The following is a 19,963-nucleotide window of genomic DNA, read 5'->3' on the forward strand; positions in this document are numbered from 1 at the left end:
GTCCCATGACGCGGAACCACCATGGGACGCGAGGGGCGGGGACGGCCGCTACGCCTCTTCGGAGACCCCCAGGTACATCACGCCCGGGTGCGCGGGGTTGAAGGCGATGGAGGTGACCCGGTCGTAGGCGTTGTGGTTGACGGTGACGCGATCCTTGCGGGACTCGTACTTGTAGATGTCCGTGCCGATCGCCGACCAGCCGGTCCCGAAGTCGAAGTAGAGGACGTCGGCGTCCTTCGGGTGCGGGGCGAGCAGCGGCCCGTTGGGGATCGTCACCACCGCGTCCTGGTCCACGACGGGGGTGAAGTTCCGGCCGCCGTCGTCCGAGCGGTAGATGTGCCGGCCGCCGGACGGCACGCCGGCCTCCAGCTCCGCCAGGTTGAGCCCCATCGCCCACACGACGTTCCCGGCGGCCGGGGAGATCGCGGCACTGAACACGTTGACCCGGTCGCCGTCCCCGGCCAGCCCCGCGGCCGAGGCCCAGGTGCGGCCGCCGTCGAAGGTGACGCGGGCGCCGGTGTCGGAGGCGCCGAGCACCACGTGGTCCAGGTCGTGCGGGTCGAACACCGCCGTGTAGGACATGCGGGTGTCGCTCGGGGACCAGGCCGGCACCCCGACGGGCTGCCAGGTGCGCCCGCCGTCCCGCGACTCGTGCAGCTGGCCCAGCAGGTCGGACGCCCGCAGGCGGTCGCCGTCGCCCCGGTCCACGCCGATCCCGATCAGGTCGCCGCCCGGCCCGGTGAGCGGCGTGACGCCCTCGGGCGTGGCGAGCGCCAGGTTGCCGTCGCGGTCCCAGGCGTAGGCCCGGCCGCCCTGGGCGGCGACCAGCTCGACGAAGGAGCCCTTGACCTCGCCGGCCGCGCTCCAGGTGCAGCCCGCGTCCTTGGAGGCCAGCAACCGCCTGTTGGACATGGCCAGCAACTGGTTCGGGCGGTCGAGCGCGACCAGCCCGGTGGTGTAGACGATCGGGCCGAGCACCTCGCTGGTGGACGCGATCTTCTTGCCGTCGTTCCACGCGTACGTCACAGAGCCGTCACCGGCGACCGTCTGGCAGACCGGCCGGCTCCAGCCCGAGCCGTCGAAACCCTCACTGGAGGTCCTCGCCATGGCGGGCGTGGCGGCGGACAGGACCGTCAGCGCGGTCGCGAGTCCGATGGTGAACGCCTTCTTCAACACTGCCTCCCCGACAGGAATCTGGTACGCGTTCGTTCCTATCGGTGAATGCGATGCTCAGGCTAGGTCTGCCCGCGGCTGGTTCACGCCATGGCAGGTATCTGTCAAACTGTTCGATCATGAACGCGGACGACAACGCCCTCGCCGCCGTCGGCGTGGACGCCGAGGACGAGCAGATCTACCGCACCCTGCTGCGCCGGCCGCGCACCACGCTGCCCGAGCTGGCCGCGCACACCGGCCGCACCACCGTGGCTCTGCGCCGGGCGTGCTCCCGGCTGGAGGCGCTCGGCCTGGTCAGCCGCATGGCCGGCCGTCCGGTCCGGTACGTGCCGACCCGGCCCGACGTGGCGGTGGCCGCCCTCATCTCCCGCCGCGAGGAGGGGCTGGCCCAGGCCAGGCTGGCCGCGCTCGCGCTGCTGGCCGAGACGCCGCGGACGGAGAACCTGGCTCCCGAGGAGCTGGTGGAGGTCGTCCAGGGGCAGGCGGCCGTGGTGCAGCGGTTCACCCAGTTGCAGCAGACCGCGACCGAGGAGCTCCTGGTCCTCGACCGGCCCCCGTACGCCCAGGATCCCTCCCAGCAGAACGCCCCCGAGATGGAACGCCTCGCGCACGGCCTAGTGGTGCGCGGCATCTACGACGCCTCGGCCCTGGAGATCCCCGGCAAGCTCCGTCTCGCCCAGGAGTCGGCGGCGGCCGGGGAGCAGGCCAGGGTCAGCCCCGAGGTGCCCATGAAGCTGGCCATCGCCGACCGCAGGACCGCCATCCTGCCGCTGAACGCCGACGCCTCGGCCCACTCCGGCAGCGCGGTCATCGTGCACTCCTCGTCGCTGCTCGACGCGCTGGTCGCCCTGTTCGAGGTCCTGTGGCGGGCGGCGCTGCCGCTCCCGCTCTACGACGCGCGCTCCCGCCCGGCGGACCTGCCGGACCCCGAGCTGTTCACGCTGCTCGCGGCCGGGCTCAAGGACGAGGCGGTCGCCCGCCAGCTCGGGGTGAGCCTGCGCACGGTGCACCGCAGGGTCAGCGAGCTGATGGACCGGCTCGGCGCCCGCACCCGCTTCCAGGCCGGCCTGCTGGCGGCGCGCCGCGGCTGGTGCGACCCGGACGCCTGACCGCCCGCGCAAAATCGTTTGCGGCCACCCGATCCGGACGGATAGGAAGCTGGGGTGCTTAAGGGCGGCAAGGTCGGGCTCCGGGCCCGCCACGAGGACGACATCCCGATCCTGCGGGCCGAGCTCTACGACGACCCGGTCTACTCCTCGCGGGCCGGAAACCGTCCGTGGCGGCCGGTCACACCCGGCACGGAGGACTCGCGGCTCGTGGTGGACGACACAGTGGAGGCGGTCGTCCCGTTCTCCGTGGTGGACCTCGACGGCGGCGCGCTCGTCGGCGTGGCGACGCTGTGGGGCATCGACACCCACCACCGGTCCGCGCACATCGGGCTGGGGCTGCTGCCGTCCTGCCGCGGCAGGGGTTACGGCACCGACGTGGTCGCGGTGCTGTGCCATTACGGCTTCGTCCTGCGCGGCCTGCAGCGGTTGCAGATCGAGACGCTGGCCGACAACGTCGCGATGCTGCGCGCGGCCGAGCGCAACGGCTTCGTCCGCGAGGGCGTGCTGCGCTCCTCCGCGTGGGTGATGGGCGAGTTCCTGGACCAGGTGCTGCTCGGGCTCCTGGTCCAGGAGTGGAAGCCGGCCTCGCGGAGCTAGGCGGGGCCGCTCATGCCCCCGCCCACCAGGCCCGCGGCCCCCGTGGCGGCGCGGGCCTGGCGTCGCTCAAAGCCGGCCCGGCACTCACCCGCCCGTGGCGGGGTGGAAGTCCTCGCTCATGGGGGCGATCCCGCCGTTGCCGGGGTAGTAGTCGTCCTTCGCGGCGGCCGGGCCGGCGGCCAGGGCGAGTCCGGTCGCGGCCAGCAGGCCGATCGAGGTCAGTCTGAGTGTGGTCCTGGTCATGCGGTCACCTCTCGTCAGTCCGATGCGTGTTCTCCGGCCGGGCACGGGATCCAGTGCACAACCCGGGGCCGCCGCCCGTCACCCTGTTCCGGCCTGAGCGGGAACACACAGGTCACAGCGTCGGCGGGGTCCCAGTCTCGATGACCGGCCGATTGTCCGGCAGCCCCCCGCACCGGTCCGGACAATCGGCACGACCCGCGCCGGACGCCGCCTTGTAGCATCGGGGCATGATCTTCACAGCGAGCACCGCCGACGTCGCCGTCGTCCTGGGGCCGGGCGGTCCGGTGGGCACGGCCTGGCTGCTCGGCCTGGCGGCGGGCCTGCGCGCGGCGGGCGTGGAGCTCGCGGACGCCGATCTGCTCGTCGGCACCTCGGCGGGCGCGATCGCCGCCGCCGCCCTGGCCGCCGGACGCGACCTGGACGAGCTCGCCGACCTGCCGCCCGCGCCCCCGGACCGGCTGGTCGGGGACCCGACCGTGATGCCGCGCGTCCTGCAGATCCTCAACGCGCCCGGCGCCGACCCGCGGGAGGCGCTGCGCCAGGCGGGCGCGCTCGCCCTGGAGGCGGACGCGCTGCCGGAGGAAGACCATCTGACCGCCATGCGCCGGCTCGTCGGCGCCGACTCCTGGCCCGGCCGCCCGCTGCTGATCACCGCCGTGGACGCCGTCAGCGGCGAGCCGGTGGTCTGGAGCGGCGACAGCGGCGTCCCGCTGCCCGCCGCCGTCGCCGCCAGCAGCGCCGCCCCCGGCCACGCCGTCCCGATCACCATCGGCGCACGCCGGTACATGGACGGCGCGCTCGGCGGCGGGTCCAACGTGCACCTCGCCGCGGGCGCGGGCGCGATCGTCCTGGTCGAGCCGCTCGGGCACCTGTTCCCGGGCCCGGCGGTCGAGCGGGGCGTGCGGATCCTGCCCGACCAGGCGGCGCTGGAGGCGTTCGGGCCGGACCTCGGCGACCGGAGCCGGTGGGGACGGGTGTACCTGGAGGGACGCCGCCAGTCCGCCGGGCTCGCCGAACTGGTCGGGCCGTACCTGCCGGGCCGCTCCGCCCCGGCCTGAACGAGGGCGTGCCCGGCACGCAGCGGATCGGGGCAGGTGCGCGTTCCCTGTGCATGAATCTTGAGATCGTCGCCCGCGCGTCCCCGCCGCCGCCGGCCGACGCCGCCGACGCGGTGGTGTCCGGCCTGTACCGGGAGCACCGGCTCGCCCTCGTCCGCCTGGCCCTGCTGCTCGTGGGCGACCGGGAGAGCGCGGAGGACGTCGTCCAGGACGTCTTCTCCAGGTTGCCCGGCAGGAGCCCGGCCACCCTCACCCTGGCGTACGTGCGGGTCTGCGTGCTGAACGCCTCGCGCTCGCTGCTGCGCAGGCGGAGTGTCGCCGCCAGGGCGATCCTGCGGCGGCGGGACGACCCGGTGGACTCGGCCGAGACGATCGCGCTGCTGGGCGAGTCGCGGCAGGAGATGCTCGCGGCGCTCGGCCGGTTGCCCCGGCGGCAGCGCGAGGTTCTCGTCCTGCGTTACTACCTCGACCTGTCCGATGCCGACATCGCCGATGCGACGCGCCTGCGGCAGAGCACGGTACGGTCCACCGCCTCCAGAGCCCTGGAGCGGCTTGAGCGCGAGCTGGGAGGCCGGGCATGACCACGATCGAGGACCGGCTCAGGGACGCGATGGCGGCCAGGGCCGAGACGGTACAGGACGACGGGCGGCCGCCGGTCGCGCCGTCGCCGCGCAGGCGGGCGACGGCAGCCCGATGGTGGTGGGCGCCGGTGGCGGTGGCGACCGCGACCGCCGCCGTGGTGGGCGTCACCGTCCTGGGCACCCGGACGATCGGCTCCGCGCCGCCGTCCGCCGCGGCCCCGCCCGCGGCGGCCGCCGGCCGCCTGTCGCCGCCGGTCGAGCAGGTGTGGCCGGGCGCGGTGCACGAGATCCCGGCGACCGGCCCCGGCGGCCGGGTCTTCGTGCCGGACGTGTTCGTCGCCGACCGGGTGGTGGCCGGCCGGGGGCTCACCGGGAACCGGCTCGACGGCATCTGGTCGTACGACCTCGACAAGCGCGCGTTCACCCAGATCGCGCAGTTGCGGGACGTCAAGGTCACCAACGAGCCGCTGGTCTTCGGCGACGGCTACCTGGCGTGGTCGGCGCTCCGGGACGACCGGTCGGAGATCTGGGCGGTGCCCGTCACCGGGGGCGTCCCGCAGCGGATCGCGGCGCTGCGGGCCGTGCTGTCCAGCGACAACGCCTACACCGGGCTCAAGAAGCTGGCCATCGCCGGCGGCATGGCCGTGTGGTCGCCCGCCGACGGCGGCGTCTACCGGGCCCCGCTCAAGGGCGGGAACGTGTCCCTGGTCAGCGGGACGAAGGGCTTCTACCTGGTCGAGTGGCCCTGGGCCGGATGGCCGGCGCACGACCCGACGGTCGACCACCCCGTCGCCCGGCCCTTGGAGCACCTGAAGAACGTGCTCACCGGCCGGTCCAGGAACGCGGTCCCGGCCAAGAAGCGCTCGTCGTGGGCCGACTGCGGCCCGGTGTGGTGCCTCGACAGGACGACGGCCTGGCGGCGCGACGGGACGGACCGCCGGGACCTGCCCGGGAACGCCACGGGAACGCTGATCTCCGGCCGCTTCGTCCTGCTCAACCAGGGGGACGCCGGCGGCCGCGCCCTGGCTCTGCACGACGTCGCCACGAAGCGCACCGGCCGGCTCTTCCCCGTGCCGACGCGCAGGGGCGACAAGGCCCCGCCCACGCTGCACACCCAGGAGGGCGTGGTCTGGTTCCGGACGGCGCAGGGCACCCAGGTGGTGATCGACCTGAAGGCGGCCGGCCGCTGACCGGGGGCCGCCCGAGAATCGTCCGGCCGGACAGGCATAGCGGGAGTGCCCCGCGCGCGTCTCAGGGGTGTCATTCACACGTTTGGAGGTGGTCGTGGACCCTGCGGACGAGCAAGGCTTCCGCGAGTTCGTCTCGGCGCGCTCTCCTGCCCTGATGCGGCTCGGGTTCATGCTCAGCGGCGGCGACCAGCACGCGGCCGAGGATCTCGTGCAGGCGGCGCTGGCCAAGCTGGCGGCCCGATGGCGGCAGGTGGACGCCCCCGAGGCGTACGTCCGGCAGATCATGTACCGGCAGCAGGTGAACTGGTGGCGGGCGATCGGGCGGCGCGGCGAGGTGGTCCAGGCCGAGCCGCCCGACCGGCCGGGGGCCGACGGCACGCACCAGAGCGACCTGCGCATGGTGCTGCGCGCCGCCCTGGCCCGGCTCACCCCGAGGCAGCGCGCCGTGCTGGTGCTGCGCTACTTCGAGGACCTGCCGGAGGACCGGATCGCCGCCATGCTGTCCTGCTCGGTCGGCACGGTGCGGAGCACCACGTTCCGGTCGCTCGCCCGGCTGCGGCAGATCGCCCCGGAACTGGCTGCGGAACTGGAGGTCACCACATGAACCGGCTGCTTCGCGACACCATGGAGGAGTGGGCCGACGAGGCGCGGCTGCCGCACGACCTGGCCGACCGGGCGCTACGGCGGCGTGCCCGGCCGCCGGTCATGGCGGTGGTGCTGGCCGCCGGGATGGCCGTCGTCGTGGCGGTGCTGGCCGTCGGGCTGAACGGCCGGAGCACGACCGTGCGCCCGGCGAACGGGGTCACCGTGCCCATCCGTCCGTCGGTGACGTCCACGGACGTGCGGGCCGACGTCGAGAACGCGCCGCCGAAGAAATTCGTGGCGGCGGGGGACGTGGCCGTCTCCGCCTACTTCACCACCTGGCTGGAGAGGACGCCCGGCGGCGGCGAGCGCGTGCGGCGCACCTGGCACCTGTACGACCCCCGCTCCGACGGCTACGAGAAGACGCCGTGGGCCTGGCTGGACGTGGCGCCGGGGCTCCAGCTCGCGGCGGTGCTCCAGGGCGAGCGGATCGGCAGGCGGGTGGGGATCGTCGACATGAACACCCGGCAGGCCCTGGCCTGGATCGACCTGGAGCACGACGTCGGCTCGCTGGTCTGGTCGCCGGACGGCACCAGGGTGCTGGCCACGGCGTACTCGCAGTATCCGGAGCAGAGCCGCAAGCAGATGGGCAAGGACTCCTACACCGTCGAGGAGTTCGTCCAGCCCCGGATCGGCTTCTACGTCATCGACGTCGCCACCGGCCAGGCCGCCTACCACCCGCTGCCGTCGCTGGACCGCGACGGCAAACCCGGGAACATGAACGCGCGCCAGGACCTCGGCTGGAGCCTGGACGGGTCCATGCTCTGGGAGCCCACCGACACCATGCCCGACAGGTTGTGGCTCGGCCTCGACGGCGTCCGCCGGGACGGCCCGGCCGGCGACCGGTACATCGACTACTCGGGCTGGTCGAAGGTCTCGCCCGACGGCAGGCTGACGCTGGACCGCGACCTGCCGCCGTCGGTGCCCGGCCGGCAGCTGGTGCTGCAGCACCTGGCCTGGGCCGACAACGAGAACGTGGTGGTGCTGGGCTGCGCGGGCGCGTGCAAGAACGAGTTCGACAACGGCCTGGCGCTGGCGAGCGCCGACGGCGAGCGGATGATCCAGCTCACCGGCAGCCGCGACCGCGGCGGCGAGGAGACCTGGCAGTGGGTGCTCACCCGCCGGAACTAGGTCCGGCGCCCGCCCCGAGCCCCGTGCCGTCTCCGGCACGGGGCTTTCCCGTGCCGCTTGCCAGACACTGAACATGTGTTTAGTCTACTGAACATGTGTTCAGACCTGACCGCTCAGGCCAAGATCCGCAACGCGGCCATCGCGCACTTCGCCCGTGACGGCTTCGGCAAGACCAACCTGCGCGCCGTGGCGGCGACCGCCGGGGTGAGCCCCGCCCTGGTCATCCACCACTTCGGCAGCAAGGAGAAGCTCCGGAGCGTCTGCGACGAGCACGTCCTGGGCATCCTGGTCCGGCGGGCCGGCGGCGCCCGTCCGAGCGGCATGCAGGACCTCTTCCGCGAGTACCTGTCCAACCCGGAGGGATACCGCCTCCAGGTGCGGTACATGCTGCGCGCGATCGAGGAGGACACACCGGCCGCGGCCACGTTCGTCGAGACGCTGGTGGCGGAGACGGAGCAGGTCCTGCGGGCCGGGATCGCCGACGGCTCGATGCGGCCGTCCTCCGACGTGCGGGCGCTGGCGGTGCTGACCGTGCTCGACAGCGTGGCCACGCTGACCATGCCGCCGTCGCTGGCGCGCGCGCTGGGCCACGAGCAGTTCGGGCCCGACGTGCTGCGCCGCCTCGCGCTGCCCACGCTGGAGCTCTACACCCACGGGCTGTTCACCGACGACGCCGCCCTCAACGCGGCCCGGGCCGCCCTCGACGACTCACCACAGGAAGAGGACTGACGCGATGACCATCCCCCTCCCCGACCTCACCCCGCTGGAGAACACGCTCTGGCTCACCCTGGCCGGCAAGGCGCTCGACCACCGGGCCGAGCACCCGATCCTGCGCGACCGGACGGCCTACGACCTGGCCGCGAAGCTCGACCTCGACCCCGCCCGGTTCAAGCTCTCCGCCAGCCCCGTCGTGGGCATCGCCCACCGGTCCCTGGTCATGGACGACATCGTGCGGCGGTTCGTCGCCGGCCGTCCCGACGCGGTCGGGCTCGACCTGGGCGCCGGGCTCGACACCCGCGTCCACCGCGTCGACCCGCCCCCCACCGTCGACTGGTACGACGTCGACCTGCCCGGCGTGGCCGAGGCCCGGCGCCTGCTGCTGCCGGAGCGTCCGCACGCCCACGTCATCGGCCGCGACCTCAACGACCCCGGCTGGCTGGACGAGGTGCCCTCCGACCGTCCGGCCGTGATCGTCGCCGACGGCCTGATCGGGTTCCTGTCGCGGGAGGAGCTGGCCGGCCTCCTCGACCGGCTCATCCGCCACTTCCCCGCGGGCGAGATCTGCTTCAACGGCTACACGAGGTTCCACGTGTGGGCGGCCAGGAAGTACCCCGGCACCCAATCCGTCGCGCCCTTCCTGAAGTCGCCCGGATTCGACACGCCGCAGGACATCGAGCGCCTGGAGCCCCGGCTGAAGCTGGTGCGCGAGATCTTCCTGACCCGCGAGCCCGAGGTCGCCGGCTACCCGTGGACGACCCGGCTGGCGAGCCGGCTCACCTCATGGAGCACGTCCCTGTCCCGCAAGGGCACCGCCGTCCAGCACTACCGCTTCTGAGGGGCGGGCTCGGCCCGGCCGATCAGGCGTCTGCCCAGCCGCTGCGCCGGCGCCTCCACCCACCGCCACGTCAGCGCGCACAGACCGAGCAGCGCCGCGCACACCGCGGCCAGGAGCGTCAGCCGCGCCGCGAGCGGCACGCCCGACGGCTCCGGCAGGAAGAACTCGACGCTCTCCAGCAGCAGCGGGTGCAGCAGGTAGATCGAGTACGACACCAGCCCCAGCCAGGTCAGCCACGACGGCATCGCGCGGCGGCGCAGCGTCATCGCGACGGCGAAGGTCAGCCAGGCCGCCACGGTCGCCACCTGCGTCCCGAGCTCGGCGCGCGCCGGCCACAACCCCGCCAGCGGGATCAGCGCCACCCAGACGAGACGCCGCTGACCGAGCAGTCCGGCCTCGACGCGGTAGAGCACGGTGCCGGCGAACATGGTCGCCAGGATGAACAGCCCCTGCCACGGCCCGGGGTAGCTCTGGTTGACCGCCAGCAGCAGCAGGACCGTGCCCGCGACGGCCACGGCGCCCGCCTGCCGGACGCGCCGGCCGCCGCGCAGGACGGCGGCCAGCCCGGCGGCCAGCACGACGGTCACCACGACCACGACCGTGAGCATCCGGCCCGCGCCGCCCGCCGACAGCAGCGTCACCGGCAGCAGCCCGGCGCCGAGCACGGCGGCCGCCGCGAACCCGAGCGCGGCGGCTGTACTGCGCCGGTGCACGCCGAGGGTGAACATCGCGGTCAGCAGGAGGTAGAAGGCCATCTCGTAGGACAGCGTCCACAGCACGTTGGCCACGTTCGGCGCGTACAGCAGGTTCTGCAGCATGCCGGCGTGGGCCAGGGCCATGGCCAGCGGCCGGGTGTCCCACCAGACGTGCAGGTCGTCCCAGCCGAGCGCGGCGAGCAGCAGCATGCCGGCCACGCACACGGCGAACAGCGGCCACAACCGGAAGAACCGCGAGATCCAGAAGGCCCGCACACTGCCCCGGCGTTCCAGCGACGCGGGCACGATGTAGCCGCTGACCAGGAAGAACACCAGCACGCCGAACCAGCCGGGATCGAAGACGGCCTTGATCTGCGCCCGTGCCTCCGGCCACAGCGGTTCGAGCGCGTGCTCGAAGACCACCACCATCGCGGCGAGCCCGCGTAACGCGTCCAGCCAGGCGAGCCGCCCGGCATTCGGCGAGGCCGGACCTTCGACCGCGAGGGGAGCACGAAGCATCCGGACATCGTAGTGAGAAGTACGGTTTACAGCCTTACGACCGTCCAGAGTGGGCGACGGCCGCGCGGCGCGCCCGGCCGCGCCCGCTGGGGGTCACAGACCCGACATGGACGCGGCCAGGTACTGCCCGAGCTGCGGGATCCGCGCGTCGGACAGGCGGCTGGACGGGCCGGAGATGCCGGCCGCGCCGATCAGGGAGCCGCGGATCCGCACCGGCACCGCGACGCACCGGACGCCGTCGAAGGTCTCGTCCCGGTCGACCGCGTAGCGGGCCTCGCGTGACTCCTCCACCCGGCGCCGCAACTCGATGGGTCCCTTGGCGGCGTTCTCCGTGCCGCCCGCGTAGGACAGGCGGGCCAGGTGGGTGTCGAGGGCCTCGGGATCGAGGGCCGACAGGTAGGCCTTCCCCAGCGCCGAGCAGTGCATCGGCCGGATCGTCCCTAACTGCTCGGAGACGGCCACCACGTGCCGGGTGGGGAAGAAGGCGAGGTAGACCATCGTGTCCTTGGCCGGCACCGCCAGGATCGTCGCGTCGCCGCACTCGTCGCGGATCGAGGCCAGCACCGGGTCGATGATCTGGCTCCAGTCGGTCTCCGGCGCCTGGATGAGCCCGTAGAACTTGGCCGGGACGATCGTGTAGCGCTTGGTCGCCTCGTTGCGGGCCACGTACCCCGTGGCGACCAGCTCGGCGAGCAGGCGCAGGGCGGTGCTGCGGTTGACGTCGAGCTCGCGGGCGAGCTCGGCGGCGGTGAGCGGTTCCACGGAGAGCAGCTCCAGCGCCCGCAGCGCGCGCTGTATGGGAGAGGCGGTACGGCCGTCGGAGGGGTCGTTCGCACCGGGGCTCTGGTTCGTCGTCATGACAAGGATTGTCCGCCGTTCAGGCCGAAGAGGTGATCAACCGCTTCGCGGTTGGCCCTGAAGGATCTCTCGGCCTGGTCCTCCCAGCCGAAGACCTGCACGGTGAGGATGCCGTCGAACGCGACCGACTCCAGCGCCCGGCGCACCTCGGCCCAGTCGATCTCGCCGCGGCCGAGGTCGAAGTGCTGGTGGATCCGGCAGGAGACGCCCGGCGGGTTGACGATGGTGCGGCCGGGCCGGAAGGTGTCGGCGACGTGCACGTGGTCGAACCAGCCGCGGGCGAGCTCCACCTGCTCGGTGGTGCTGCCCTGGAGGTGGAAGGCGTGCGGCACGCAGTGCAGGTAGCGCAGCCGCGGGCTGCCGATCTCCTTGATCAGGTCCACCGCGCCGGCGGTGGTCTCGATGAAGTCCCACGGGTGCGGCTCGACGACGAGCTCGACGTCCTCGCGGTCGAGCACCGGAAGCAGGTCCTCGATCGAGCGCAGGAACGCCTTCCGGCAGGCGTCGGGCTGGTCCGGGTGGCCGGACAGCTCGGTGTTGATCCGCCGGCAGCCAAGCTCCACGGCGGCGGCGATGCCGTCCCGCCACCAGGCGACGGCCTGCTTGCGGACGTCCTCGTCGGGGCTGGACCACGCCTGGATCACGGCGACCGAGACGATCTCGACGCCGGAGGCGTCCGCCGCGTCGCGGAAGCCGCGCAGCTCGGCCGCCGAGGCGCGCATGGGGCCGAACGCCGGGATGAAGTCGTCGCGGTTGCCCATCTCCAGATGGCGGTAACCGGCCTCGGCGGCCGCGCGGGCGGCGAGCTCGACCGGTCTGCCCTGGAGCATCGCCGGGTCAAGAGCGATCTTCATGCCACTTCTTCCTTCCAGACGCTGTCAGGGACGATGACCGCCTTGCCGGGGACCTGCCGGGCGCGAAGCGCGTCGAGCGCGTCGTTCACCTCGGACAGCCGCCACCGGGCGGTCGGTGAGAGCCGGATCCGCCCGGCGGCGGCCAGCGCGACGATCGACTCCAGGTCCTCGCGGCGGCCCGACCGGATGCCCCGGATACGGGCCTCCTTGCGCGCGACGACGGCGAAGTCCACGTCAGGGACGCGAGCGTACCCGGCCAGCAGGTACGTGCCGTGCGGGTTCAGTGCGTCCAGGCCCGGCGCCATGACGGCGGGCACGCCCGTGCAGTCGATGACGGCGTCGACGGGCGCGCCGGCCTCCTCGACCGAGGCGACGACGTCGTGGCCGGCGGCCTGGAGCGCCCGGCGGCGCAGCGGGGCGGGCTCGACCACCTGGACGGGCACGCCGCGCACGCGCAGCAGCTCGGCGCACAGGTGACCGATGGGCCCCGCGCCGAGCACGAGCACGCGGCGCGGATCGCGCTCCAGCGCCACCCGGACGCTGTTGGCGGCGGTCGCCCCGCCGTCGACCAGCGAGGCGGCGTCCTCCCACGACAACCCGGACGGCAGCTCGACGAGCTGGGCCGCCCGTACGCGCAGATGGTCGGCGTAGCCGCCCCAGGCGCCGAGCACGCCGGTGATCGACACCAGCTCCGGGCAGAGCCGCTCGTCGCCGGCCCGGCACGCCGCGCACGAGCCCTCGCCGGTGAACAGGGTGATGGTGGCCCGGCGGCCGAGCCATTCCCGGGCTCCGGCGCCGGCCTCCACGACGACCCCGACCGGCTCGTGGCCGAGCACGAAGGGCGTCTCGGGCCGGTAGGAGTGCCCGGCCAGGACGTGCAGGTCGGTGCCGCAGATGCCGCAGGCGTGCACCCGCAGGACGACCTCGTCATCGGTCTCGGGCACCGGCCGCGGCACGCGCGTGACGTCGAGCCGTTCGCTCGGGATCGAGGTGGCCACGGCGGCCTGCATGGTGGCCTGCACGGCGGCCTGCATGGTGGCCGTGGCTGACGTTGCTCCCACTGGTCGCCTTCTTCCGGGGGGGCAGGTTCGGTGTGCACAACAGCATCCACAAGTGTTGCGACACATGCAACCCCTTGACGTCTCACGCAACACATTGTTCGAATCCACTGAGCAGTGAATTGCCAGGAAACATGCGGTTCACGGGGGTTGACATGCCTCGAATGTCCGCCATAGCGTCGGGCACCACTAACGTCCCTTGGTGCAACACAGTTCGTCTGACGCAACACCTCGCTGCTGATCACAGCGAGAGGTCGAGCCCCCAACGGCCGCCCGCAGGTGCTCTTCGTCGCCGACCTTGTGGATTGAGACTTCAGGACGCGAGGAGTCACCGCCATCGAACCCCCTCCGAGACCCCCGCCCCGGAGGCTTGATGGCTCATTTCAAGGAGGACAGGATGCTCCGACACCATCGCTCCGCACGAGCTCTGACCGCTGTCGCCACCGCCGCCGCCATCGGCGCCACGGGCTGCGCCGGCTCCTCGATCACCACGAAGCCGGCCGCCGCGCCGACCGACGTGGGCACGTCGTGCGCCAAGTACGGCACCGTCAAGCTCACCGTCGGCATGTCGGAGGCCGGCGAGGCCATCGCCAACGGCTTCAAGGAGCAGGTGAAGTCCTTCCAGGCGGCCAACAAGAACGTCACGGTCGACCTGCAGATCAAGGACTGGGCCTCCTCCGCCAGCACCATCAAGCTGGTGATGTCCGGCAACAACCCGCCCGACGTCATGCAGGGCAACTCCGGCTGGGCCATCAACGGCGCCCTGTGGAAGGCGGGCCTGCTGCTGAACCTGGACGCGTACGCCAAGGCGTTCGGGTGGGCCGAGAAGTTCCCCGAGTCGGCGCTGACGGTCAACAAGTTCACCGCCGACGGCAAGGCGCTGGGCGAGGGCAGCCTCGTCGCCGTCCCGCCCGCCATCCAGTACGTCGGCGTGTTCTACAACAAGGCCGTCCTGGGCAAGCTGGGCATCGACCCGGCCACGCTCGACGACAAGGCCGCCTTCCTCCAGTCGCTGGACAAGGCCAAGGCGGCCGGAGTCACCCCCGTCCTGCTCGGCGACTCGGAGAAGTGGCCGGCGCTGCACAACCTGTCGCTGTTCAACGGCTGGTACGTCGCCCCGGACACGATCAACGACTGGGTCTACAACAAGCCCGGCAGCACCTACGACGACGACGGCCACCTGAAGGGCTCGACCGACTTCCGCACCTGGATGGAGAAGGGCTACTTCAACTCCGACGCGCTGGCGACCAGCTTCACCGACGCCACCAGCCGCTTCGGCAAGGGCCAGTCCGCCTTCTTCGTCACCGGCTCCTGGGCCCTCGGCGACGTCGGCAAGGCCCTCGGCGACGACGCCGGCTTCATGCTCTTCCCGGCCGGCGACAGCGGCAAGCACGCGGCCGTCGGCGGCTACAGCCTGCCCTTCAGCATCTCGGCCAAGACCAGGTACCCCGACTGCGCGGCGGCGTTCATCGACTACGTGACCGCCGGCGAGGAGGCCGTCGCGGCGCAGATCGCGGCCGGCCGTCCCTCGGCGACCAAGGCGGGCGTCAACGCCAAGATCGACGACCCGCTGCTCAAGCAGATGGTCGACGCCTACGAGCGGCTGTCCTCCGAGAACGGCCTGTTCACCTGGGAGGACTGGCCCACCCCGACCATGCTCACCTTCCAGGGCGCCGAGGCCCAGCGGCTGCTGTCGGGCGAGGTCACGCCCAAGCAGTACAACGAGTCGGTCCAGAAGAACTGGGCCGACTACATGAAGACCCGTTCCTGACCTGTCGGGCGGCGCACGAGGCGCCTGCCCCGTCCCCCCGTGAGAAAGGCCATTCGTGGACAAGGTAGTCATCACCGTAACCGTCGACTGTTCCATGTCGTATCCCGGCTTCAAGGGCATGCCGAGGATCGACGACGTGCCCGCCGTCGCCGGTGAGTACGTGCGGGCGATCGACTCCGGCGCGTCGCTCGTCCACCACCACGGCGTGCACTACCTGGAGGACTCGATCCAGGAGGACGGCCGCCAGCTCTCCCGCACCGACTACGACGGCTGGGCCGACCTGACCGACCGCATCCGCGCCGAGCGCGACTCGATCATCCAGTTCGGCATCGCCAGCGCCCGGCTGGAGGAGAAGGTCGCGCTCATGAAGCTGCGGCCGGACATGATGTCCTACGCCTTCAACGTGCACGACGAGTACTTCCGGCCCGACCCGGCCTACCCCGCCAACGAGCAGTACGCCATCCACACCCGCCCCGAGCTGGAGGCGTTCTGCAAGGCGGCCAAGGAGCACGGCGTCAAGCCCGAGGTCGAGTCGTTCTACACCGGCGCGTTCTGGAACCTGGAGTTCATCCGCGACCAGGGCCTGCTCGACGACCCGGTCTGGACGACCCTGTTCCTGGGCTGGCCCGGCGGCGCGTGGACGCCCCCCACCGAGGACTCCCTGCTGTACCTGGTCCGGCACCTGCCGCCGCGGGTCAACTGGAACGTCAGCGTGATGAACCCGAAGATGCAGTGGCGCCTGCTGGCCATGGCCATGAGCCTGGGCGGCCACGTACGGGTCGGCTGGGAGGACAACCCGTACCTGCCGGACGGATCGCCGTCGCGCTCCAACGCCGAGCTCGTCGACGAGATCGTCAAGATCGCGCACCTCATGGGCCGCGAGGTGGCGACCCCCGACGAGGCCCGCGAGATCATCGGCCTGCCCGCGCGGCAGGGCGGGGCCCAGCCGGCGGCCGCGGCCGCCGGCCAGAGCGCCTAGGAATCCGTCAGGACACGCCGGCGCCCCGGTGCGGCGCGGGAGACCGCGCCGCACCGGGCGCGCCACGTAGGGAAGTGGATCGCACCATGGCCGTCACGGTCACCACAGACGCCGGCCCGGCGACGCCCGCCGGCAGGCGACCCCGCCGGGGAGTCCGGCGGGGCGAGGTCCGCGGGATGCCGTACCTGCTCATCCTGCCCGGATTCATCTTCTACGCGCTGTTCGTCCTCGTGCCCATCGCCGACACGGTCCGCCTGTCGTTCCTCGAATGGGACGGGCTCTCGCCGCAGACGTGGGTCGGGCTCGACAACTACCTCCAGGTGCTGACCGATCCGAACACCTGGACCTCGTTGCGCGTCTCGCTCGTCTTCGTCGTCTTCGGCTGCGTGCTGCCGGTGACGCTCGCCCTGCTGCTCGTCGGCATCATCGCGCGGACCAGGATCCGCGGGCTGAGCTTCTTCCGGTTCGTGTTCTTCCTGCCGTACACGATCGCCCTGGCGGTCGTCGCGATCGCCTGGCGCTGGCTCTACTCGCTGGACGGCTCGCTGAACGCGATCATCAAGGCCGTCTTCGGCGCCGACCTGGTGCGGCCGTTCCTCGGCGACGCCGGCCTGGCGCTGCCCGCCCTGGGCGTCGTCGCGCTGTGGGCGACGTTCGGCTTCGTCGTGGTCATGCTGCTGTCCGGCACGCAGCACATCCCGAAGGAGCTGTACGAGGCCGCGCGCATCGACGGCGCCGGGCCGGTGCGCGAGTTCTTCACCGTGACCCTGCCCGGCATCCGCCACGAGCTGCGCGTGTCGCTGGTGATGACCCTCACCCTGTCCCTGCGCATCTTCGACCTGCCCCTGATGGCGACGCAGGGCGGCCCCGGCTACGCCACCACCACGCCGTCGCTGATGATGTACCGCGACGTCTTCGTCAACGGGCAGATCGGTCCGGGAGCGGCCATCGCCGTGCTCCTCACCCTGGTCATCTTCATCGGCGTCGGCCTGGTCAACCGGCTCGTCAGATCGGAATAACACGATGGTCTCCCGCCGCAGCAACACCATGTCCTACGTGGTCCTGCTCCTGTTCGCGGCCTTCGCGATCTACCCCTTCATCTCCACGACGCTCGTCGCCTTCAACCCGCCGGACGCGTCCGTGAGCGGGCTGGCCTGGCCGAGCCGGTGGTCCCTGGACAGCTTCGTCAGCGCCTGGGACAACCCGGACGCCGGCATCGGGCGCTCGCTGCTCAACAGCGTCCTGCTGTCCGGGGTGGTGGTGAGCGTGTCGGTCTTCTTCTCGATCCTGACCGGCTACGCGTTCGGGACGATGCGGTTCCGCGGCTCGTCGCTGCTGTTCCCGCTGTTCGTGCTCGGGCTGATCGTGCCGTACGAGGCGACCGTCATCCCGCTCTACTACCAGTTCAGGGCCTACGACCTCATCGACACCTACTGGTCGATGATGCTGCCGTGCATCGGCGGCTCGATGGCCTTCGGCACGTACTGGATGACGTCGTTCTTCACGTCCTTCCCCCGCGAGCTGCTGGAGGCGGCGCGGACGGACGGGTCGAACCGGTGGCAGACGCTGTGGCGGGTGGTCGTGCCCACGGCCAGCTCGCCGATCTTCGCCCTGGCCACCATCCTGTTCATCTGGACCTGGAACAACCTGCTGCTCGCGGTCGTGATGATCTCCCAGCCGGAGCTGCGCATGGTGCCCGCCGCGCTCAACTTCTTCGTCGGCCTGCAGTACGGCAGCAACTACCAGATCACCTGCGCCGCCGCGATCATGGTCGCGCTGCCGGTGATGATCGTCTACTACCTCCTCCAGCGCCGGTACGGCGCCGACGTGCTCGCCGGCTCCCTCAAGGGCTGAGGCCCGGCGCCCACCAACCATCCATCGTCACATCTCTACAGGAGAATCACATGTCAGTGTCGAAGCCGGGCGTCGGCATCGCGGGTCTCGGGCTGATCTCGAAGACGCACGCGGCGGCCTACCAGCGCATGTCCGACGTGGTCGACCTCGTGGCCGGCTGCGACGTCGACCCCGGGGCGGCGTCGGCCTTCACCGCCGAGTTCGGCGCCAAGACCTACACCGGCCTCCAGGACCTGATCGACGACCCGCGGGTCGACGTGGTGGACCTGATCCTCCCCCACCACCTGCACTACGACGCCGCCATGGCGGTGCTGGACGCCGGCAAGCACCTGATCCTGGAGAAGCCCGTCGCGCCGACGTACGAGCAGTCGGTGGCCATCCAGCGCCGGGCGGCCGAGGCCGGCGTGCACTTCATGGTCGCGGAGAACAGCCGGTACATCGCGGCCTACCAGGCCGTGCACCGGCTGCTGAGCGAGGGCGCCATCGGCGAGGTCATCCACGCCAGGACGTACCTGCGCTCCAACGAGAAGGCCCACCTGTCGATGCCCGGCTACTGGCGGACCCAGTACAAGCTCGGCGGCGGCCTGGTCATGGACACCGGCGCGCACTCGTTCTACCTGCTCAAGTGGCTGCTCGGCGAGTTCGAGGAGCTGACCGGCGTCTCCAGGAAGGTGTTCCCGCTCGACAACGAGATCGAGGACACCGCCGAGGTGTACGGCCGCATGCGCAGCGGCGCCCACTTCTCGTGCGGCTTCACCTCCGTGTCGGAGGTCCCCCACAGCGAGCGCCTGGAGCTCTACGGCACCGAAGGGGGCATCCTGGTGGACCAGATGTCCGACCCGGTGGTCAAGCTCTTCCGCGGCCAGCACGACTACCAGGGCGAGGCGGTCGCCGGCGTGCCCTTCGGCCCCGACGCCTGGCACCCCGGCGGCTGGCACTACGAGTCCGTCATCACCGAGGTCACCGACTACGTGCGCGCCCTGGTGGAGGGACGCCCGCCGCTGATCGACTCCGGCGACACCGTGTACGCCATGCGCGTCGTCGAGGCCGCCTACGAGTCCATCCAGTCCGGGAAGACCGTCACCGTCCCGGCCGGCGCGCAGCTCTGATCCGCCCCCACAGCAGAATCTGGACCTCCCCATGAGACTCATGCGCATCGGCGCCGCCGGCGCCGAACGTCCGGTCGTCGCGATCGACGACGAGACATACATCGACGTGTCCGACGTGGTCGCCGACTTCGACGGCTCCTTCTTCGCCGCCGGCCTGGACGGGCTCGCCGCGACCGTCGCCGACCGGGTGGCCGCCGGCGCGGCCCGCCGCTTCGCCGGTGAACGCGTCGGCGCGCCGATCGCCCGTCCGCACCAGATCCTGTGCGTCGGCCTCAACTACGCCGACCACGCCGCCGAGTCGGGCCAGGAGCCGCCGGCCGAGCCGATCGTGTTCACCAAGGCGCCGAACACGCTGGTCGGGCCCGACGACGACGTGCACATCCCGCGCGGCTCCTCGGCCACCGACTGGGAGGTGGAGCTCGGCGTGGTGATCGGCGCCCGGGCCCACTACCTGGAGAGCGACGAGGAGGCGCGCGCCGCCATCGCGGGGTACGTGCTGGTCAACGACGTCAGCGAGCGCGACTTCCAGCTGCGCCACGGCGGCCAGTGGGTCAAGGGCAAGTCGGCCCCGACGTTCAACCCGTGCGGCCCCTGGCTGGTCACGCCGGACGAGCTGGGCGAGGTGTCCGGCCTGGGCATGTGGCTCGACGTCAACGGGCGGCGCCGTCAGACCGGCTCGACGGCCCACATGTTGTTCGACCCCGTCTTCGTCGTGCGTTACCTGAGCCGGTTCATGGCGCTCGAACCCGGCGACCTGATCAACACCGGCACGCCCGCGGGCGTCGGCATGGGCTTCGACCCGCCCGTCTACCTGCGGCCGGGCGACCGGATGGAGCTCGGCATCGACGGCCTGGGCCGCCAGAGGCAGTCCGTCGTGGCCGCCCCCTGACCGACCGGCGCGGCCCGCCCTGACCGGTCCGGACGGGCCCCCGGCCGGCAGCCTCACGACGGAGCTGGACTTCCCCGTAGGGCTGTCACAGCGCGGAC

21 protein-coding genes are annotated in these 19,963 nt (G+C 72.0%); 15 read left to right on the forward strand and 6 right to left on the reverse strand.

Annotated elements, in window-relative coordinates; genetic code table 11:
* Positions 1 to 48: 48 nt before the first annotated feature.
* Complete coding sequence (locus ACIBK9_RS34405) at positions 49 to 1,173, reverse strand: WD40/YVTN/BNR-like repeat-containing protein (protein WP_397162750.1); 1,125 nt, start codon at positions 1,171 to 1,173, stop codon at positions 49 to 51.
* A gap of 119 nt (positions 1,174 to 1,292) precedes the next feature.
* On the opposite strand from ACIBK9_RS34405, the gene ACIBK9_RS34410 reads away from it, so the two are divergent.
* Together ACIBK9_RS34410 and ACIBK9_RS34415 are read left to right on the forward strand one after the other, a co-directional pair.
* Positions 1,293 to 2,282: a LuxR C-terminal-related transcriptional regulator gene (locus ACIBK9_RS34410; protein ID WP_358297283.1), complete on the forward strand. Its 990-nt coding sequence runs from the start codon at positions 1,293 to 1,295 to the stop codon at positions 2,280 to 2,282.
* A 54-nt stretch (positions 2,283 to 2,336) separates the two neighbouring features.
* Entirely contained in the window at positions 2,337 to 2,879 is a 543-nt protein-coding gene (locus ACIBK9_RS34415; protein WP_397162751.1) for a GNAT family N-acetyltransferase, read from the forward strand.
* A gap of 84 nt (positions 2,880 to 2,963) precedes the next feature.
* On the opposite strand, the gene ACIBK9_RS34420 is transcribed toward ACIBK9_RS34415, so the two are convergent.
* Complete coding sequence (locus ACIBK9_RS34420) at positions 2,964 to 3,122, reverse strand: hypothetical protein (RefSeq protein ID WP_397162752.1); 159 nt, start codon at positions 3,120 to 3,122, stop codon at positions 2,964 to 2,966.
* A gap of 227 nt (positions 3,123 to 3,349) precedes the next feature.
* Between ACIBK9_RS34420 and ACIBK9_RS34425 the strand changes: the two genes are divergently transcribed.
* From ACIBK9_RS34425 to ACIBK9_RS34455, 7 genes are all read left to right on the forward strand, one after another.
* Positions 3,350 to 4,180: a patatin-like phospholipase family protein gene (locus ACIBK9_RS34425; protein ID WP_397162753.1), complete on the forward strand. Its 831-nt coding sequence runs from the start codon at positions 3,350 to 3,352 to the stop codon at positions 4,178 to 4,180.
* Positions 4,181 to 4,233: 53 nt separating this feature from the next.
* Positions 4,234 to 4,761: an RNA polymerase sigma factor gene (locus tag ACIBK9_RS34430; RefSeq protein ID WP_397162754.1), complete on the forward strand. Its 528-nt coding sequence runs from the start codon at positions 4,234 to 4,236 to the stop codon at positions 4,759 to 4,761.
* Positions 4,758 to 5,951 carry a hypothetical protein gene (locus ACIBK9_RS34435; protein ID WP_397162755.1) on the forward strand — a complete coding sequence of 398 codons (1,194 nt, stop codon included), beginning with the start codon at positions 4,758 to 4,760 and terminating at the stop codon, positions 5,949 to 5,951. The genes ACIBK9_RS34430 and ACIBK9_RS34435 overlap by 4 nt, the downstream gene beginning before the upstream one ends.
* A gap of 94 nt (positions 5,952 to 6,045) precedes the next feature.
* Positions 6,046 to 6,555 carry a SigE family RNA polymerase sigma factor gene (locus tag ACIBK9_RS34440; RefSeq protein WP_364341428.1) on the forward strand — a complete coding sequence of 170 codons (510 nt, stop codon included), beginning with the start codon at positions 6,046 to 6,048 and terminating at the stop codon, positions 6,553 to 6,555.
* The gene (locus tag ACIBK9_RS34445) at positions 6,552 to 7,724 is read left to right on the forward strand and encodes a hypothetical protein (protein ID WP_397162756.1); all 1,173 of its coding nucleotides are present in this window, start codon (positions 6,552 to 6,554) and stop codon (positions 7,722 to 7,724) included. Before ACIBK9_RS34440 ends, ACIBK9_RS34445 begins: the two co-directional genes overlap by 4 nt.
* Before the next feature lie 93 nt (positions 7,725 to 7,817).
* The gene (locus ACIBK9_RS34450) at positions 7,818 to 8,453 is read left to right on the forward strand and encodes a TetR family transcriptional regulator (protein WP_397162757.1); all 636 of its coding nucleotides are present in this window, start codon (positions 7,818 to 7,820) and stop codon (positions 8,451 to 8,453) included.
* A gap of 4 nt (positions 8,454 to 8,457) precedes the next feature.
* Positions 8,458 to 9,279 (forward strand): class I SAM-dependent methyltransferase, encoded by an 822-nt coding sequence (locus ACIBK9_RS34455; protein WP_397162758.1) that lies wholly within the window; start codon positions 8,458 to 8,460, stop codon positions 9,277 to 9,279.
* Here the strand turns inward: ACIBK9_RS34455 and ACIBK9_RS34460 are convergent.
* From ACIBK9_RS34460 to ACIBK9_RS34475, 4 genes are all read right to left on the reverse strand, one after another.
* The gene (locus ACIBK9_RS34460) at positions 9,267 to 10,493 is read right to left on the reverse strand and encodes an acyltransferase family protein (RefSeq protein ID WP_397162759.1); all 1,227 of its coding nucleotides are present in this window, start codon (positions 10,491 to 10,493) and stop codon (positions 9,267 to 9,269) included. The two genes, ACIBK9_RS34455 and ACIBK9_RS34460, sit on opposite strands and share 13 nt — an antisense overlap.
* 93 nt (positions 10,494 to 10,586) lie before the next feature.
* Positions 10,587 to 11,351, reverse strand: coding sequence for an IclR family transcriptional regulator (locus tag ACIBK9_RS34465; RefSeq protein WP_397162760.1), 765 nt, complete (start codon positions 11,349 to 11,351; stop codon positions 10,587 to 10,589).
* A complete protein-coding gene (locus ACIBK9_RS34470) occupies positions 11,348 to 12,205 on the reverse strand; it encodes a sugar phosphate isomerase/epimerase family protein (RefSeq protein WP_397162761.1) in 858 nt (285 codons plus the stop codon). Before ACIBK9_RS34470 ends, ACIBK9_RS34465 begins: the two co-directional genes overlap by 4 nt.
* Positions 12,202 to 13,266: an alcohol dehydrogenase catalytic domain-containing protein gene (locus tag ACIBK9_RS34475; RefSeq protein ID WP_397162762.1), complete on the reverse strand. Its 1,065-nt coding sequence runs from the start codon at positions 13,264 to 13,266 to the stop codon at positions 12,202 to 12,204. The genes ACIBK9_RS34470 and ACIBK9_RS34475 overlap by 4 nt, the downstream gene beginning before the upstream one ends.
* A 394-nt stretch (positions 13,267 to 13,660) precedes the next feature.
* Here ACIBK9_RS34475 and ACIBK9_RS34480 point away from each other — a divergent pair, with 394 nt between their 5' ends.
* The 6 genes from ACIBK9_RS34480 (at position 13,661) to ACIBK9_RS34505 (ending at position 19,865) form a co-directional block, all read left to right on the forward strand.
* A complete protein-coding gene (locus ACIBK9_RS34480) occupies positions 13,661 to 15,034 on the forward strand; it encodes an ABC transporter substrate-binding protein (protein ID WP_397162763.1) in 1,374 nt (457 codons plus the stop codon).
* A 55-nt stretch (positions 15,035 to 15,089) separates the two neighbouring features.
* Complete coding sequence (locus tag ACIBK9_RS34485) at positions 15,090 to 16,013, forward strand: 3-keto-5-aminohexanoate cleavage protein (protein WP_357978084.1); 924 nt, start codon at positions 15,090 to 15,092, stop codon at positions 16,011 to 16,013.
* A gap of 86 nt (positions 16,014 to 16,099) precedes the next feature.
* Positions 16,100 to 17,032: a carbohydrate ABC transporter permease gene (locus ACIBK9_RS34490; RefSeq protein WP_397162764.1), complete on the forward strand. Its 933-nt coding sequence runs from the start codon at positions 16,100 to 16,102 to the stop codon at positions 17,030 to 17,032.
* 4 nt (positions 17,033 to 17,036) lie between these two features.
* Positions 17,037 to 17,867 (forward strand): carbohydrate ABC transporter permease, encoded by an 831-nt coding sequence (locus tag ACIBK9_RS34495; protein ID WP_387655910.1) that lies wholly within the window; start codon positions 17,037 to 17,039, stop codon positions 17,865 to 17,867.
* A 50-nt stretch (positions 17,868 to 17,917) separates the two neighbouring features.
* Positions 17,918 to 18,976: a Gfo/Idh/MocA family protein gene (locus ACIBK9_RS34500; RefSeq protein WP_397162765.1), complete on the forward strand. Its 1,059-nt coding sequence runs from the start codon at positions 17,918 to 17,920 to the stop codon at positions 18,974 to 18,976.
* 31 nt (positions 18,977 to 19,007) lie between these two features.
* Entirely contained in the window at positions 19,008 to 19,865 is an 858-nt protein-coding gene (locus tag ACIBK9_RS34505) for a fumarylacetoacetate hydrolase family protein (RefSeq protein WP_387680419.1), read from the forward strand.
* Positions 19,866 to 19,963: the final 98 nt, after the last annotated feature.

Source organism: Nonomuraea sp. NPDC050227 (assembly GCF_044459705.1).
Lineage (GTDB): Bacteria > Actinomycetota > Actinomycetes > Streptosporangiales > Streptosporangiaceae > Nonomuraea.